The organism is Microcoleus sp. AR_TQ3_B6, from assembly GCF_036702785.1.
Taxonomy (GTDB): Bacteria; Cyanobacteriota; Cyanobacteriia; order Cyanobacteriales; family Microcoleaceae; genus Microcoleus.
Genome location: NZ_JAUBVJ010000085.1, coordinates 20,128 through 35,167, shown reverse-complemented (window position 1 = coordinate 35,167; position 15,040 = coordinate 20,128). Strand labels below are relative to the sequence as shown.

15 protein-coding genes are annotated in these 15,040 nt (G+C 45.5%); 11 read left to right on the top strand and 4 right to left on the bottom strand.

The annotated features are described in order from the left end of the window. Nucleotides 1-982: 982 nt before the first annotated feature. From QUB56_RS29185 to QUB56_RS29155, 7 genes are all read left to right on the top strand, one after another. Nucleotides 983-1,885: a class I SAM-dependent methyltransferase gene (locus QUB56_RS29185; RefSeq protein WP_332959805.1), complete on the top strand. Its 903-nt coding sequence runs from the start codon at nt 983-985 to the stop codon at nt 1,883-1,885. 75 nt (nt 1,886-1,960) lie between these two features. Then, a complete protein-coding gene (locus QUB56_RS29180) occupies nt 1,961-2,113 on the top strand; it encodes a hypothetical protein (protein WP_332959804.1) in 153 nt (50 codons plus the stop codon). 23 nt (nt 2,114-2,136) lie between these two features. Continuing rightward, nucleotides 2,137-3,216, top strand: coding sequence for a D-hexose-6-phosphate mutarotase (locus QUB56_RS29175; protein ID WP_332959803.1), 1,080 nt, complete (start codon nt 2,137-2,139; stop codon nt 3,214-3,216). Between the two features lie 479 nt (nt 3,217-3,695). Next, nucleotides 3,696-5,222, top strand: a complete 1,527-nt coding sequence (locus tag QUB56_RS29170; protein WP_332959802.1) for a phosphomannomutase/phosphoglucomutase — start codon at nt 3,696-3,698, stop codon at nt 5,220-5,222. A 52-nt stretch (nt 5,223-5,274) separates the two neighbouring features. Beyond that, nucleotides 5,275-5,502, top strand: coding sequence for a hypothetical protein (locus tag QUB56_RS29165; RefSeq protein ID WP_332959801.1), 228 nt, complete (start codon nt 5,275-5,277; stop codon nt 5,500-5,502). A gap of 562 nt (nt 5,503-6,064) precedes the next feature. Further along, entirely contained in the window at nt 6,065-7,006 is a 942-nt protein-coding gene (locus QUB56_RS29160; protein WP_332959799.1) for a M23 family metallopeptidase, read from the top strand. A gap of 206 nt (nt 7,007-7,212) precedes the next feature. After that, the gene (locus QUB56_RS29155; protein WP_332959798.1) at nt 7,213-7,749 is read left to right on the top strand and encodes a late competence development ComFB family protein; all 537 of its coding nucleotides are present in this window, start codon (nt 7,213-7,215) and stop codon (nt 7,747-7,749) included. A gap of 282 nt (nt 7,750-8,031) precedes the next feature. On the opposite strand, the gene QUB56_RS29150 is transcribed toward QUB56_RS29155, so the two are convergent. Beyond that, nucleotides 8,032-8,154 (bottom strand): hypothetical protein, encoded by a 123-nt coding sequence (locus QUB56_RS29150; protein WP_332959797.1) that lies wholly within the window; start codon nt 8,152-8,154, stop codon nt 8,032-8,034. A 4-nt stretch (nt 8,155-8,158) separates the two neighbouring features. Beyond that, nucleotides 8,159-8,872, bottom strand: coding sequence for a photosystem II biogenesis protein Psp29 (gene psb29 / locus QUB56_RS29145; protein WP_332959796.1), 714 nt, complete (start codon nt 8,870-8,872; stop codon nt 8,159-8,161). Between the two features lie 1,159 nt (nt 8,873-10,031). Between psb29 and QUB56_RS29140 the strand changes: the two genes are divergently transcribed. After that, nucleotides 10,032-10,652: a chromophore lyase CpcT/CpeT gene (locus QUB56_RS29140; protein ID WP_332959795.1), complete on the top strand. Its 621-nt coding sequence runs from the start codon at nt 10,032-10,034 to the stop codon at nt 10,650-10,652. 261 nt (nt 10,653-10,913) lie between these two features. Here QUB56_RS29140 and QUB56_RS29135 read toward each other — a convergent pair whose 3' ends face one another. Beyond that, nucleotides 10,914-11,276: an STAS domain-containing protein gene (locus QUB56_RS29135; RefSeq protein WP_006631392.1), complete on the bottom strand. Its 363-nt coding sequence runs from the start codon at nt 11,274-11,276 to the stop codon at nt 10,914-10,916. A 57-nt stretch (nt 11,277-11,333) separates the two neighbouring features. Then, a complete protein-coding gene (gene hemF, locus QUB56_RS29130) occupies nt 11,334-12,377 on the bottom strand; it encodes an oxygen-dependent coproporphyrinogen oxidase (RefSeq protein ID WP_332959794.1) in 1,044 nt (347 codons plus the stop codon). 190 nt (nt 12,378-12,567) lie between these two features. On the opposite strand from hemF, the gene QUB56_RS29125 reads away from it, so the two are divergent. The 3 genes from QUB56_RS29125 to QUB56_RS29115 all read left to right on the top strand — a co-directional run bounded on the left by QUB56_RS29125 (nt 12,568) and on the right by QUB56_RS29115 (nt 14,867). Further along, on the top strand, nt 12,568-13,638 hold the full coding sequence (locus tag QUB56_RS29125) for an Mrp/NBP35 family ATP-binding protein (RefSeq protein WP_332959792.1): 1,071 nt from the start codon (nt 12,568-12,570) through the stop codon (nt 13,636-13,638). Between the two features lie 222 nt (nt 13,639-13,860). Further along, entirely contained in the window at nt 13,861-14,052 is a 192-nt protein-coding gene (locus QUB56_RS29120; RefSeq protein ID WP_332959790.1) for an NAD(P)H dehydrogenase subunit NdhS, read from the top strand. A 146-nt stretch (nt 14,053-14,198) separates the two neighbouring features. Then, complete coding sequence (locus QUB56_RS29115) at nt 14,199-14,867, top strand: HAS-barrel domain-containing protein (protein ID WP_332959789.1); 669 nt, start codon at nt 14,199-14,201, stop codon at nt 14,865-14,867. Nucleotides 14,868-15,040 lie beyond the last annotated feature (173 nt).

Here is a 15,040-nt window from a genome sequence, read left to right as displayed (position 1 = left end):
ATAGCATCTATAACTGGATGGGATTACATTTTGTCAGCCCTAGCTACTGTTGCATGATTTTTGAAAATTGGTATAAATATTTGTTAGAACCACTAATGAAGGAAAAAAGTCAAAAGTGTAACTGGGAGGAATTAGCAGTATATACTTGAGATAATACACTCTTCTCATGACAACTAAACTGCTAGGCATCAAGGAATTATTCACAAAAAACTGTTTAGTGTAATTAACTTAAGTAATTCAGAAGTATCAGGAGTGAGCCTTCACTTCGGAACAAATCATGATAGTAAATATGGGATAAAACAGTTGAGTTAATTCCGTAAATGCTGTCGGTATAATCGAGAGAGTATTTTCAAGTCAGGATAGAATCAGAGAATTATGTAAAAAGCAGAAATATTTTGTCAGGAGGGTGAAGAACAATCAAAATTTCAAAATATTAGAGGATAGTCAAGGTTGTTTAATGGCTGAAGAGTCACTATTAGAAATCAGAGTTATAGCATTTTGTGACGTAGACAAGAAAACTGAGTATCGATTAGCAACCAAGTTAGCCCCATCCGGCGCTCGCGCAATAACAATGAAGAAATCGGAGAGAGATATCGAAAAACATCGGCAATAGAACTGCTGTAGAAATTTATAATAATGCACTTAATTTAGACATAATAATTACCAATAATTACAATAAATTGGATATTTATATTGACACCGTCTTGATAGTTTATATGTTATAAAAATGATGAATGGTAGGCAAATAATGAAAAAAATATTATATAAAATCCGCTATTTTCAAGCTTTTATTTGTGAACAAATCAACTATAAATACTGGTTTAAAAAACTAATTCTTACCGGATAAATTTAGGGTGTGTAGGAGGAATAGGGGGAAGAATGTAAACTTGTGTAACAAATTTCAAGACTTGTGGCTGCTCACAGGTGAATATGTTATAATCTCTGCCAAACTCAGTTGAACAAAGTAAAAAAAATCAAAGCTATGACATACGTTGCATGCAATTTGTGCGGTAGTAATGACTATACTGTGAGATTTGAGCAGGGAGTAGCCCAGGTAAATCAAATTGTAAATTGTAAATGCTGTGGATTGATGTATGCTAACCCGAGAGTCCAAGAAGCAGACAATGTATTAATAGAAACCTACGATCCAGAGTTTGTATTAGCTTCGATGGTTAAGCCAGATTCCTGGAGGGTTGGAAAAGAATCAGTGCAGGTAAAAGATTATGAAAAAACCCGAGTTTTTCTTAACAAACATTATCCCCAAAAAGGTAAGTTAATTGAAGTGGGCGGTGGGTTGGGGTATTTGTTAAACTTCTTTAAGCAAGATGGGTGGAATGTAGTTGGGGTTGAACCTAATGTGGGTCTCAGCAGATATGCAGAATCTGAGTTGGGAATCGAAACCATCCCAACCATATTAGAAGAAGCTGAACTCGAAGATCGATCGGTAGACGTTGTATTGATGATGAACGTGATCGAACACGTATCCGATCCTTACAGTACGTTGAAAGAAGTTTATCGGATATTGAAGCCTGGTGGGATATTCGTGATGGAAACCCCCCGATACGATACATTGATGTTCAAATTATTGGGTAAAAGAGAAAGAAACGTCAGTTGCAACGGACATATTTACTTTTTTACGACCAGCACGCTAGAAAAACTTGTAACTAAGGCAGGATTTACCGTGCTTAAAACAGATTATGTGGGGCGATCGCTAACACTCGACAGGGTATTTTATGTTTTGGGCGTTATAAGCAAAAGTCAGCTTATTCAAAAAATCTTTAAGGATATGGCAGTTAAACTGCATTTAAATAAAATTTCGTTATCTTTAAATGTACGGGATATGCAACGCATATATTTGAAAAAACCCGATTCTGGCTCAGCATAACAAAACTTAAGGACAGGGAGCAGATGAGATTACATCAAATGTTTGAGTGCGCTTGTACCCTGACAGTTATCACTCATGGCATTAATCCCCTCGCGCCAGACTCTACGAAGACAAATTTTAGCGAGGGAGGCTGTGGGCGACACCACTGGGGTTTCCGGGCTATACAACGAATCAAGCCAGATGCGGAGTTTTGCGGCTGCGCCGTCTGTTGAGGAACTGCTGTATTAGCAAGGCGCTCGGAGAAATCAGCAATGTCTGTCGGTGGGTTCGATCGCACATCCCCTCGCGATGTATTGGGATTCCCCATCCGTTTCTATGACTGCATCCTTGTGTCGATCGCACCTTCCCTGGTCAAACTCAACAATATAATCAATCTAGCCCCCATAATATCGGATAATTGTAAAGCAATTCACCAAGCCAACAGCATGAGTATTGACCAATTAAACACAGACTACGGCATAGCCGGGCACCTCACCTTCGCCACCGGAAACGGTGGTTTCCCCATGATTCATATCGACAACGGTCAAGCCAAAGCCTTAATCTCTGTGTATTCCGGTCAAGTGCTCTCATTTCAACCAGCCACCGAAACCACAGACTTGATGTTCGTCAGCGAAAAAGCCTACTATGCCGAAGGGAAAGCCATCAAAGGCGGTATACCCATCTGTTGGCCCTGGTTTGGCCCCGATCCCGAAGGCTTGGGGCGTCCGAGTCATGGGTTTGTGCGGAATCGCCTCTGGAATGTGCTAGAAACCGCCACAACCCCAGACGGCGCCACCAAAGTCGTTCTAGGACTCAAGGATACCGATGAAACTAGAGCAATTTGGCCCCAATCCTTTGAACTGGCGATCGTGATGACGATCGGCACCACCCTCACTGTAGAATTAATCACCCGCAATCTAGGCGACAAAGCATTTCCCCTCACCCAAGCTTTCCACACCTATTTCCAAGTCGGCGATATCAACCGCGTGCAGGTTTTAGGTTTAGAAAATAGCCAGTATCTTGATAAAGCTGATGGTGGTGTCGAAAAAACTCAAGTGGGTGCAGTGGTAGTAACAGGTGAAGTCGATCGCATTTATCTTGATGTCACCAATGAATTAGTCATTGACGATAGCGCCCTGAATCGCCGTATTCGCATTAAGTCCTCTGGTAGTAAATCCGTCGTAGTGTGGAATCCCTGGGTGACAATTTCTGCAAACATGGCCGACCTTGATGATGCAGATTATCAGCGTTTCCTCTGCGTAGAAACGACCAATGCAGCTACAGATATTGTGGAAGTTCCCGCTCATAGTGAGTTCCGCTTGCAGGCCATTTACAGCGTTGAACCCCGCTAAGAAATCACAGCTTAATCTCAGCGGTAATGGGTCAATCGATTTTAGATTTTAGATTTTAGATTTTAGATTGACCCCACGGATAAATGCGGGGGCTTGAGGATTTTCGATTTGAGATTTTGGATTGATTCCATGGATAAATCACGTGGCGGGTACCACCTTTGAAATTCTTGGTCAAAAATTCCCAATAAGCTGTTTTACATTCCAATTGGATATTGGGGGCGTTGCTCAAAGCAACAGACCACAAGACTTTGATTGTTTCTTTACATACAATTTAAATGCCGATTAGCTTATTGGATTGAAAAATTCTGTCACCATAGTCACTAAATAATACCGAATCAGAGATTTCTCCCCTCTTTATTTCTTAGTCCGCGAAGGACCTTCGGCGAAGCGAGCGTCGAGCCATCGAACTGCGGACAAAAGTTGGTATGATCGGTTTCAACCGCAGACTCCGATCTTTCTACTTACCATCAATTATTATTATGCAAAACTTCAACTGGACAAAACTTCAAAATGGCTCAGACATTCGCGGTATCGCCCTCGAAGGCGTTCCCAATGAAAAAGTCAACCTCACCCCCGATATTGCGACAATCCTAGGTAAATCCTTTGTCAGTTGGCTGGTGCAAAAAGTCAACAAACCGGCCGCAGAATTAACGATAGCGATCGGGCGTGACAGTCGCCTATCAGGACCAACCTTAATGCAAGCAGTCATGGAGGGAATCGCCTCAGTTGGCGCCACCGTGTACGACTTTGAAATGGCCTCAACCCCCGCCATGTTTATGAGTACCATTACACCGGGTTTTGATTGCGACGGCGCAATTATGCTCACTGCTAGCCATTTGCCCTTTAATCGCAACGGCTTAAAGTTTTTCACCGCCAAAGGTGGATTACAAAAACAGGATATTACAGATATCTTAGCACTAGCCCAAAGCAATAACTTTCAGTCAGCCGGAGCGCCCGGTCACATTACAAAGCATGATTTCATCTCTGTTTATGCTAACCAATTTGTCAAAAATATCCGGGAAGCAGTCAATCATCCCGATAATTTTGAGGAACCACTAACAGGATTAAAAGTTGTTGTGGATGCAGGCAATGGTGCTGGCGGTTTTTATGTTGATAAAGTCTTAAAACCTTTAGGGGCAGACACTACGGGCAGTCAGTTTTTAGAACCCGATGGTACTTTCCCCAATCATGTGCCCAATCCCGAAGATAAACAGGCAATGCAGTCAATTTGTCAAGCGGTAATTGAACATCAAGCTGATTTTGGGATTATTTTTGATACCGATGTCGATCGCAGTGCTGCTGTCGATTTAGCTGGCAATGAACTCAATCGCAATCGCTTAATTGCCTTGATTTCTGCGATCGTATTACAAGAACACCCAGGCTCTACCATTGTCACCGATTCTATCACCTCCGATGGCTTGACACAATTCATCGAACAAGATTTAAAAGGGATTCACCATCGCTTTAAACGCGGTTACAAAAATGTGATTGACGAGTCGATTCGCCTCAATAAAGCCGGACAGGAATCATGGCTGGCGATTGAAACCTCGGGCCATGCAGCTTTGAAAGAAAATTACTTTCTGGATGATGGCGCTTATTTGGTCAGCAAATTATTGATTGAATTGGCTAAATCAAAGCTAGCAAATCAATCTTTGCCAGATTTAATTGCAAATTTAAAAGAGCCAGAAGAAAGTGCAGAATTTCGGATTAAACTTAGTGCGGATGATTTCCAAGCCCAAGGATATCGCGTTATTGAGCAACTGCAAGAATTTGTCTCAACCCAAGCAGACTGGAAAATCGTTCCCAATAACTACGAAGGTCTGCGAATTTCCTGCACGTCAGCTAGCGAATCCGGCTGGTTTCTGTTACGCTTATCACTTCACGATCCGGTGATGCCTTTGAATGTTGAGTCTAATGTTAAGGGTGGTGTCCCTCGCATAGTGGCTCGGCTTTTAGCTTTTTTCCAAACAACAGAACCCCTTGATTTGTCTGCACTATCGAGCTAAGTTCCACTTTCGTCAGACTATTAGTTAACCAAACCTAAGGAGGAATTTAATCATGTGGCTTTTAATCATAAAATGTTCTGCTGCAAGCTGGGAGATCCATTCCAAAGCTTTCAAAGCGATCGCTGCCAAATATCCGGCCACGCCTTTCTCTTCCAAAAAGATGAAAGGATCCGGTCAACGCATCATGGAATATCAGCTTGAGAATGTCAACGATGTAGAGGAATTTATGGAAGAATGCTTGAATTTAGATGGTTTCACGGCTAGCTTTGAATCCCTATAATTCTAGGTGATAAGATTATAGGAAGTCTCGATTTTTATCTCATACTATTTTAGATGTGAGATTTTAAAATAGGGAATCAATAATATTTTGCCAAAAACAGGCTACAATAACTAGAGAGTTTGAGGAAGGTTGTCAAAAAATAAATTGCCAAGAAAGAATTGATTTAACAGCAGAGGATTAAAAAATAATTCGGTTGTGGCGGCGTGAACTATAGCTAATACCAATGGTGAAAAGTTATGCAACAGTAGCTAGGACTGATAAAATATAATCCCATCCGCTTAAAGATGAAGAGTGTTTCTGTTGAAACTTGGTTTCTCCTGGATTGGTGGTGGAAACGGTAGTGTGAGCGTCGGGCTAAAACGGGCTTTCCTCCCCGCACTACGGGAATTTTTATTATTCTTATCGCGTAAAGTTAAGTATTGATTTAAGTTAGTCTCTCATCTCCAAATCTGTGACCAAGCTTTTTACCTACGGCTGTTTATCTCGAATCATTGCGGATTGGTATAGTTAGTCTAGATAGTTAAAAATATATCAGCGAGACAAAGGTTAAGGACACCTAGTGATGATAATGACTGTGAGTCGAGGCAACGGCGGGCTAAGTACGGAAATAGTTACGGGTCGGATTTGGCGGTGGCGGCAGTTGAAAGCAAACAAGCTAACCGCCAGTTCGCTCGGGGGAATTGTTGCTAGTATTCTAAGTTTTGCCATGCCGGTGCAAGCTTTGCAGGTAGTTCTGACGCCGGCAAATCCCCAACTCGGAGATACGCTGTCAGTAATTATTCAGGTTGACGGTAACGGCGGGGAAACTCCACAAGTTTCTCTACAGCAAAAAAACTACCCCGCATTTCCGATCGGCAACGGCCGCTTTCGGGCCCTGCTGCCGACGACGCCGCTAGAGAAACCCGGTGCGCGCCTTCTTCAGGTTGCAGGTGACGGGCAAGTGCAGAACCTAAGCGTGCAAGTGCGCGATCGAAATTTTCCCACTCAATCCATCTGGCTACCGCCTGGGAAAGACAGCGAAGGTACAGATGCCGAATTCGATCGCGTAGACGCATTTAAAGCACTGGTGACACCCGAAAAATTTTGGGACGGCAAATTGTTGCGCCCCAACTCGGGCGAAATTACCACTATTTACGGAGTTCGCCGATACTATAATGGAGTATTTGCTCAGGACTACTACCACCGCGGCGTCGATTATGCCGGTGCTTACGGTTCCCCTGTAGTCGCACCGGCGGCAGGTCGGGTGTCTCTAGTGGGACGCGAATCCCAAGGGTTCAAAATCCACGGGAACGTCGTTGGTATCGACCACGGTCAGGGGGTAGCAAGTATTTTGATGCACCTGGCCCGGATTGATGTCCAGGAGGGCGATGTCGTGAAAGCCGGTCAAGTAATAGGTGCTTTGGGGTCAACGGGGGCTTCGACAGGCCCTCACCTGCACTGGGGACTTTACGTACACGGGCAGTCCGTCGATCCTGTACCTTGGCGGCTTCAGGGAGTTGAGTAGCAAGTTTTGCAGGTTTTGATGAATTTATCAGTCAATTATGGGGTAAGTTTGTGGCTGGGGTGTGCAGATAACTTTATGGGTTATCAGTATTGAGTTAGGATTTTTATAAAAATTCTCAACTCAACTCTCAAAACTCGAATTTCAAGACGCAAGCAATCGCGTCTTTACAAAACTCTATTAATGATGCCGTTGAGTGGGAAGCATATATGAGTATTGAAAAAATTGTTGAACAAGCTTTGCAGGACGGCTATTTAACGCCGTCTATGGAAGCTGAGGTGGGACGGATCTGCAATACGGCTTCGGAATTGTCGATCGAAGAGTACATGGCTCTCGATCGTCTGATGGGAGCTTTGTTGACCGGCGAAGTTGTGGTTCTGCCGCGCAAACAGTTTATCAATGTGATGGAAGAGTTGGTGCTGAGCGATGCGATCGCTAGGGTGGCCGAAATTGAGGCGACGAGCGACCTGAGTCTGGATGTGGGAGATATTGCAGCTTATGCTTTAAATAGGCTGCCACCTCTTTACGCTACGACGGAAGAGGGAGCTCACTTTCAAAGGGCTAGGGCTAAGGAGCAACTTCACGATTTGATTTCCAAAGAAGTCAACGCTGCGATCGCCCGCAACGTGGACAGGCCCGACACCCCAAACCCCACAGCTTTGGGCAAGTCTTCTGGAAACGAAGTTCTTTCACAGCTAAGCACTTGGCTGCAAGCTAACGCCACTAATTTTGAGCCGCAGGCTTAGTATTACACCAACAGCTCTATTTTAGTTAACTCGATCCCGCTCTATTCAGAAAGCGGGATTTTTAGTTTCCGCAGCCCCCAACATTCATCTGAAGGCATTCGCCAGAAGGTCAATCGATTTTAGATTTTCGATTTGAGATTTTAGATTGACCCCACGGATAAATGCGGGGGCTTGAGGATTTTCGATTTGAGATTTTGGATTGATTCCACGGATAAATCACGTGGCGGGTACCCTCAAGAAATTTTTGGTCAAAGCCAGAATTGCAGAACAAAAAATTAAAATTTAAGAGTTTTCTTTATTTGTTAGCTCAAATAAAAAATTCTCCCTTCCTTCTTCCTTCTTCCTTCTTCCTCCTTCCTTCTTCCTCCTTCCTTCTTCCTCCTTCCTTCTTCCTTCTTCCTTCAAATAATTAATTGTTGCTGTCAGAAGACTCAGCCGAGGGGCCTGCGGTAACTTTTGTCTCTCGTTTTTCGCGTTTTTTCCGTTCCGCTTGGATGACATCTTGAAGCACTATTCGCGCTTGGGCCATTTTTTCCAAATTGCTGCGGTACAAATCTAAATCTTTGCTAACTTTGTCTTCTGGGAGGTGCAATGCTGCACTGACTTTGGCGAGCGCGTTATTTCGCGTTTCTTGGTCTTTTACCAAGTTAGGGTCAGCTTTTTCTAACAGCGAGAACAAACCGATCGCGAACAAGCGACTGTACTTAAATTGAGGGTTGCTGGCGATCGCCCCTAAAGACGCTTGCAAATCCGCTGTATCTTCAAAGCTGGTCGAGCGATCGAGCCACGAGAGCAACTCTTGCCCGGAAAGTCGCTCCGCCAAGCTTTCCAATCGCTGAGCGTCTTGCTTGTAGCGATCTGGATCTTCCTCTAGGGACTTGCACAAAGCGTTAAAAATCGAAACTCTGTCTGCTTCTGGGGCGTACCCGAGCATGAATCGATCGAAAGCTGTCACCACACCCAAAGCATAAATCGGGTCGTATTGAAAATCTGCATTTGCCAAAAGCAAGTGCATTTCTACCATCAACTCTTCTACCACTCGACGGTAAATTGAATTGATCGGTCGAGTGTGAATCGTATAGAAACTTCGCTTAGTATCTGAAACAGTACGGTTCTTGTTCACCTGAGTCTTATAGATAAATAATTTTGCCGTTGCGGGGGGGCTCACGGCCGTGAGTAAAGTCGGGGGAGTCGATTTGCGCTCTGGCTGACAAAAATTGCTAGTTTTTTTTTAGCGGTGCTGTTGGAAACCGAGGCAAAATTTTATCAAAAAGATTTTACGCGCGATCGGCAGCACCGCTTAATATGTCGGCACTACGAGGGCAAAACCGCTTCTAAAAACCTACAGAAATCTGCAAGTCAAACTTAGCGATTTATGTTTAGCCTAGATCGGATGCTCTAAGCTTCCTGATTGCTCAGGTTGGCCTGAGCTTTCCAGTTAGAGACTGCTAAAATTAACAGAGGACTTGAAATATTTGGTTTTTTGATGATTAGTTTGTTTGACACTCCCCAGCGTAAAGGCGTGGGGATTCTTGGTTCTGGCGACCTACCTTAAAACTATCTATCCTTGCGGCAGTTCTTAGACCAAATATCCGTTCAAATGAACCAAATATTGAGCCTAATTTAGTTAGTCCCAGAGGGCTTTATCTCCCCAAGCGTTCGAGAATTACTTCTCACGTTTCCGTATGCCCTACGGTACGTTTTTAACTTCCAATAATTTACTTTTCTGGTTTTGGCTTACGTTAGTTAGCCTAGCTGTGTTTTTCGTGGTGTTCGCCACCCACTAACCATTATTGTTTTCCGACCAGTCGTTTGAGCTTGGTGTCTCATTTGTATCGGCGGTTATTCTACCTGTGGTATAGTATCATTGTATTCTATTTTAAATAGAATGCAATGAAATTTGAAAAATAGATATTGACGCAACTAAACGATTAAAACAAAAGTCGGCAATCAATTAAAGCCGTCCTATAAGGAGGGGGCTTTTACCCAAATTTCCGCTAAGCGTGTTTCTCTGGTTTTCATGCCAAGTAAGTTTTAACAACCCGCACTAATCATGCGTTTTTCGAGTTTATCACGATTGTTGCTCTCTTCTTTAAAATCTGAAAAAATCTAGATAATTCTAGAAATTTAGGCTACTGTTTTACACCCCAGTATCTTTACAATCATAGCTTAGCTGGGAACGCTCATAAATTTAATCTTCTGACTTGCCCAGCCCCGATCTCCTAACGCATATCACAATAAGTATTTACTGTCAAGTCCCCCTCCTGAAAAATCAAACAAACATGACAATTTCTCCTGAATTAATAGCTTTAGCCCAGTACATGGCGGGCGAATTTGACAACCGGGAACAAGCGCTAGCAGACCCGGCGTGGTACGTCCACCTTTGTTTGTGGCAAAGACCTTTGCCCATTCCTCTATTTTCCGAACCTAGCATTGCCCTGTTTGCGGAACAAGCCAACATTCTGAAATTAGATAAGCCATACCGCCCCCGCATCGTGCAACTGAGGCAGGTGAAGACAGCGCCGGGACTCATAGAAGCTCAGTATTATATGTTCAAGGATATCGCAGCCTTCCAAGGAGCCGGTCGCAACCCCGACTTGCTTGGAAAGCTAACGAACGAGCAAATCCAACTCCTCCCCGGCTGCACCCTCTCGGTTGCGGTGCAAAATTTAGCCTCAAACGGCTATCGCTTTCGAGCATCTTTGCCGGAGGGCACTCGCTGCGGCTTTGCCTACGAGGGGCAAAATTACCAAGTAGACTTGGGATTTGAAGCCGCAGGCGAGGAATTTCTCAGCTACGACAAAGGAATAAGCCCCACGACAGGCAAGGCTATCTGGGGAGCTTTAATGGGCCCTTTTAGATTTGTCAAGCGTCAGGATTTTGCTTCTGAGATATTGGGTTGAAGCAAGAAGCAACAAGAAAGAAGGAAGAAGGAAGAAGGAAGAAAGATTTAGTTATCGTCGCGAGAGAACGCAAGACTTTACCTTGAGGTATTCTTCTACTGAGAGTGTTTTGGTGAACGTCTCAACCTTTCAAGAAAGGAAGAAGACAGAAGGAAGCAGGCAAAAATTTACCTGCTTCCTGTTCTTGTGCTGGGTTTCTGCGCGCTTCTGAGTCTCAAGCTTAAATTACCCGCGACACCGCAACAGATACAAAGCAGGTGCTCAACTTGCGCGTGGCACCCCCTCTAGAGCTTCTTCTTCCGTTTCAAATATTTCAAACACAGAATCCATCATGGTGACTTCAAACACCAGTTTGGCTTCTGGATGAACATTGCAAATGCGGAAACTTCCCTTAACTTTATCCGCATCGCGCATACCTGCTACCAATGAAGTCAGACCAGAGCTATCTATAAAGTTAACCTGACCAAGATTCACGACGACATGGCGGCTGAGTTTGGAAATACACTCTTGCAACTTGAGGCGGAATTGCCAAGCTGTAGTGATGTCCAACCGTCCTGTCGGTGCTAAGACGATAACTGTTGTACCGTCTTGAAGCGTGTGGGTTTTTTGATCAATATGAATCACTGACCCTTCCCTCAAATTTATTATCTATCGCGGTGGTTACTGTCCCAGTAGTTTAACTCAGGTCGGTGACTGCTGAGGCATCCAATTCGCCCAATCTTGCGGTTTTAGGAACTTGGAGTAGAGTTCGGCTTCTGGAGAGTTGGGTTCTGGCTCGTAGCAGTATTCCCAGCGTACCAAAGGTGGCAGGGACATTAAAATCGATTCGGTGCGTCCGTTGGTTTGCAAACCAAAGGTCGTGCCTCGATCGTACACCAAGTTAAATTCAACGTAACGGCCGCGGCGGTAAAGTTGGAAATTGCGCTCGCGATCGCCGTATTCTTTCGATCGGTGCTTTTCAATTATGGGGGTATAAGCCGGCAAAAATGCCCGGCCGCAGTCCTGTACAAAGGCGAACAGCGACTCCCAGCTCCTAGGTTCCGGCACCCCGATGTTGTTGCTGCACTCAGCAGCCTTCCCTTTGACATTCTGGTCGCGGTAAAGCGGGGCTTGAGCGTTTTGGTAGTCAAAAAACAGTCCGCCCACGCCGCGGGTTTCTTGGCGGTGGGGGAGGTAGAAATATTCGTCGCACCAGAGTTTAAATGTCGGATAATATCCGGGATGGTGGCGATCGCAAGCTGCTTTCAGAGTTTTGTGAAAATGAGCTGCATCCTCAGCCAACGGGTAATAAGGAGTCAAATCCACACCGCCGCCAAACCACCAAATCGGCCCCGCCTCAAAATAGCGGTAATTCAGGTGAACCGTGGGCAAGTAGGGATTGCGGGGGTGCAGCACCATCGAAGTACCCGTTGCATAGAAATCGTGACCAGCAGCTTCTGGGTGCTTTGCCAGAATCAAAGCCGGCAAACTTTCGCCCCACACTTGGGAAAAATTGACTCCCCCTTGTTCAAAAATATTGCCTTCGCGCATGACGCGAGAACGTCCGCCGCCGCCTTCGGATCGTTCCCAAGAGTCCTCCTTAAATTTGCCCAGCCCATCGAGCTGTTCGAGGGATTGACAAATTTCGTCTTGTAGGCTTTTCATAAATTGGCTGACTCTAGCTCTTGAGTCAGCCGGCGGCAAAAACGGGGAAGTGGCGGTTTTAACTGTTGTAGAAACTGTCATAAAATTTTCTGTCGTCAGATTTTAGTCTTAGATGGGCAATGATTGCCAAATCCAGTCGTCATGTAATTATGCCACCGTAGGTCTGCAAATGATCGCTATGAAGTTACATTAAAAAATAGCAATAAAAATATACTTAAACCTGCGATCGGAAATTCGCTAACCCAATTGCAGAGCTATGGTGGAGAACACAATGCCCAAGATACTCGATGTCAGTTCAGTCTTAGAAATCCTGCGACCCGTGCAAGACCCCGAACTGCAAAAGAGTTTGGTGGAATTGAACATGATTCGTAACATCAAAATTGACGGCGGTGTCGTCAGCTTTACTTTAGTGCTGACAACGCCTGCTTGCCCCCTGCGAGAATTTATTGTCGAAGATTGCCAAAAAGCGGTCAAACAGTTGCCAGGAGTCGAAAAAGTGACCGTGGAGGTGACAGCCGAGACTCCTCAGCAAAAGGGAGTGGTCGATCGCCAAGGCATTGAAGGCGTTAAAAATATTATCGCAATTTCCAGCGGCAAAGGCGGCGTCGGCAAAAGCACGGTGGCGGTAAATGTGGCAGTAGCGCTAGCGCAAACAGGCGCTAAGGTGGGTTTGCTGGATGCGGATATCTATGGGCCCAACGACCCGACAATGTTGGGTCTGGGGGACGCGAAAGTGATGGTTAGGGACGGAAAAAGCGGGGAAAGCCTCGAACCCGCCTTTAATTACGGCGTCAAATTGGTGTCGATGGCGTTTTTAATTGACAAAGACCAACCGGTGATTTGGCGCGGCCCGATGTTAAACGGGATCATTCGGCAGTTCCTCTATCAGGTGAATTGGGGCGATTTAGACTATTTGATTGTCGATATGCCTCCGGGTACTGGAGACGCGCAGTTGACAATGGCGCAGGCGGTGCCGATGGCTGGTGTCGTAATCGTGACGACGCCGCAGACTGTGGCTTTGTTGGACTCTCGCAAAGGTTTAAAGATGTTCCAGCAGTTGGGAGTGCCGGTGCTGGGAATTGTGGAAAACATGAGCTATTTTGTGCCGCCGGATATGCCCGACAAGCAATACGATATTTTCGGTTCCGGCGGCGGGGAAAAGACTGCTGCTGAGTTGGGAGTGCCGCTGTTAGGCTGCATTCCGCTGGAAATTCCGTTGCGGGAAGGTGGCGATTCGGGGGTGCCGATCGTGGTGGGGCAACCGGGTTCTGCTTCAGCTAGGGAGTTGCGGGCGATCGCGGGCCGCATTGCCGGTAAAGTTTCCGTAGCAGCCTTAGCCTAACTCACATCTTGGATTGTTAATCAGCTTTTGATGGGCGGGCGGGACGCCCACCCCACAAGAAACCTGTTTAGTTTGTGGAACAGGCATCTTGCCTGTTTAGTTTGTGGAACAGGCATCTTGCCTGTTTAGTTTGTGGAACAGGCATCTGGCCTGTTTTAGCATCAAGTCTCGATCGCCAAGAAAAGGTAAACTATAAACAGCAAACATAACATTAAAACAATTATGATTTTTCCAGGTTCGGCAGTTCGAGTTAAAGATAAGGGTGAGATTTACTACACCTATCAAGGACAAGTCCAGCGAGTTAGCGACGGCAAAGTCGCGGTACTGTTTGAAGGCGGCAATTGGGACAAGCTGATCACGTTTCGGCTATCGCAGTTGGAACTTGTAGATGCTACGGCTGGCCGCGCGAAATAGTCAGCGGTCATTAGTCATTGGTAATGGGTAATGTGTAATTGCTAAAGTACCCAATACCAGGCTACTAACTCAAGACCCTTGAAAACTAGCACAAAACCAATGACTGATGACTGATGACTGATGACTAATGACTAATCACTAAAACTATGCGTTTACCTTTACCCCAATTTGCTACAAAAGAGCGCCATCCCGATCGCATTGCTGAGGTAATCGAGACGGCAACTTCGGAGTTTTTGGCTCAATGTTTGGAACCGGAAGACTTAAGCTTTCCCGTGATGCCGCCTTTTGGGAGTTGGGTGAAGGCCGAGGATGAAGAGTCGAAAAATCAAATTTACGGCGTGGTTTATTACGCTACGACTAGCCCGATCGACTCCGTGCACAGAGCTCGCGCTTTGGGTTTGTCGCTGGAAGAGTTGCGGGAAGAACAACCGCAGATTTTTGCGATGCTCAAAACCGAGTTTCGAGTGGCGATTGTGGGGTTTGAGGCTGCGCCGGAAAGGTTGAACGGCCACGGCCCGTCGAGGGGTAAAATTTATCAGTATTTGCCGCCGCGCCCGCCGCAAATTCACCAGGCGGTTTATCGCTGCGAACCCGATGAGGTGATTGATTTTACGGTGCAGTTGGATTTTTTGAGGACGCTGCTGGGGGTGGCTAATGCGCCGGTGGATGCGCTGACGGCGGCGGCGATTCGGGAGATTTATCAGTTGCGGATGCGCGATCGATCTTGGTTGGTGGAAGCGGGGAGGAGTTTGAGTGTTTTGTTGAAGGATGATTACGACAGGTTGCGGGTGATTTTGAGTCAGATTCATCCGTAGGGAAAAGCTGAATATAGCAATCCTAAATCATTTGTGAATTTCTTACTTCCGAGCGAGCGGGTTCGGGGAGGGTTGGGGTAGGGTAAAAAATTTACGACTTCTGGAAGGATTGCTATAGTATGTTTGAGGCCGATCGTCAAATATTGAGGCGATCGCACCAGCCAGACTCTGGT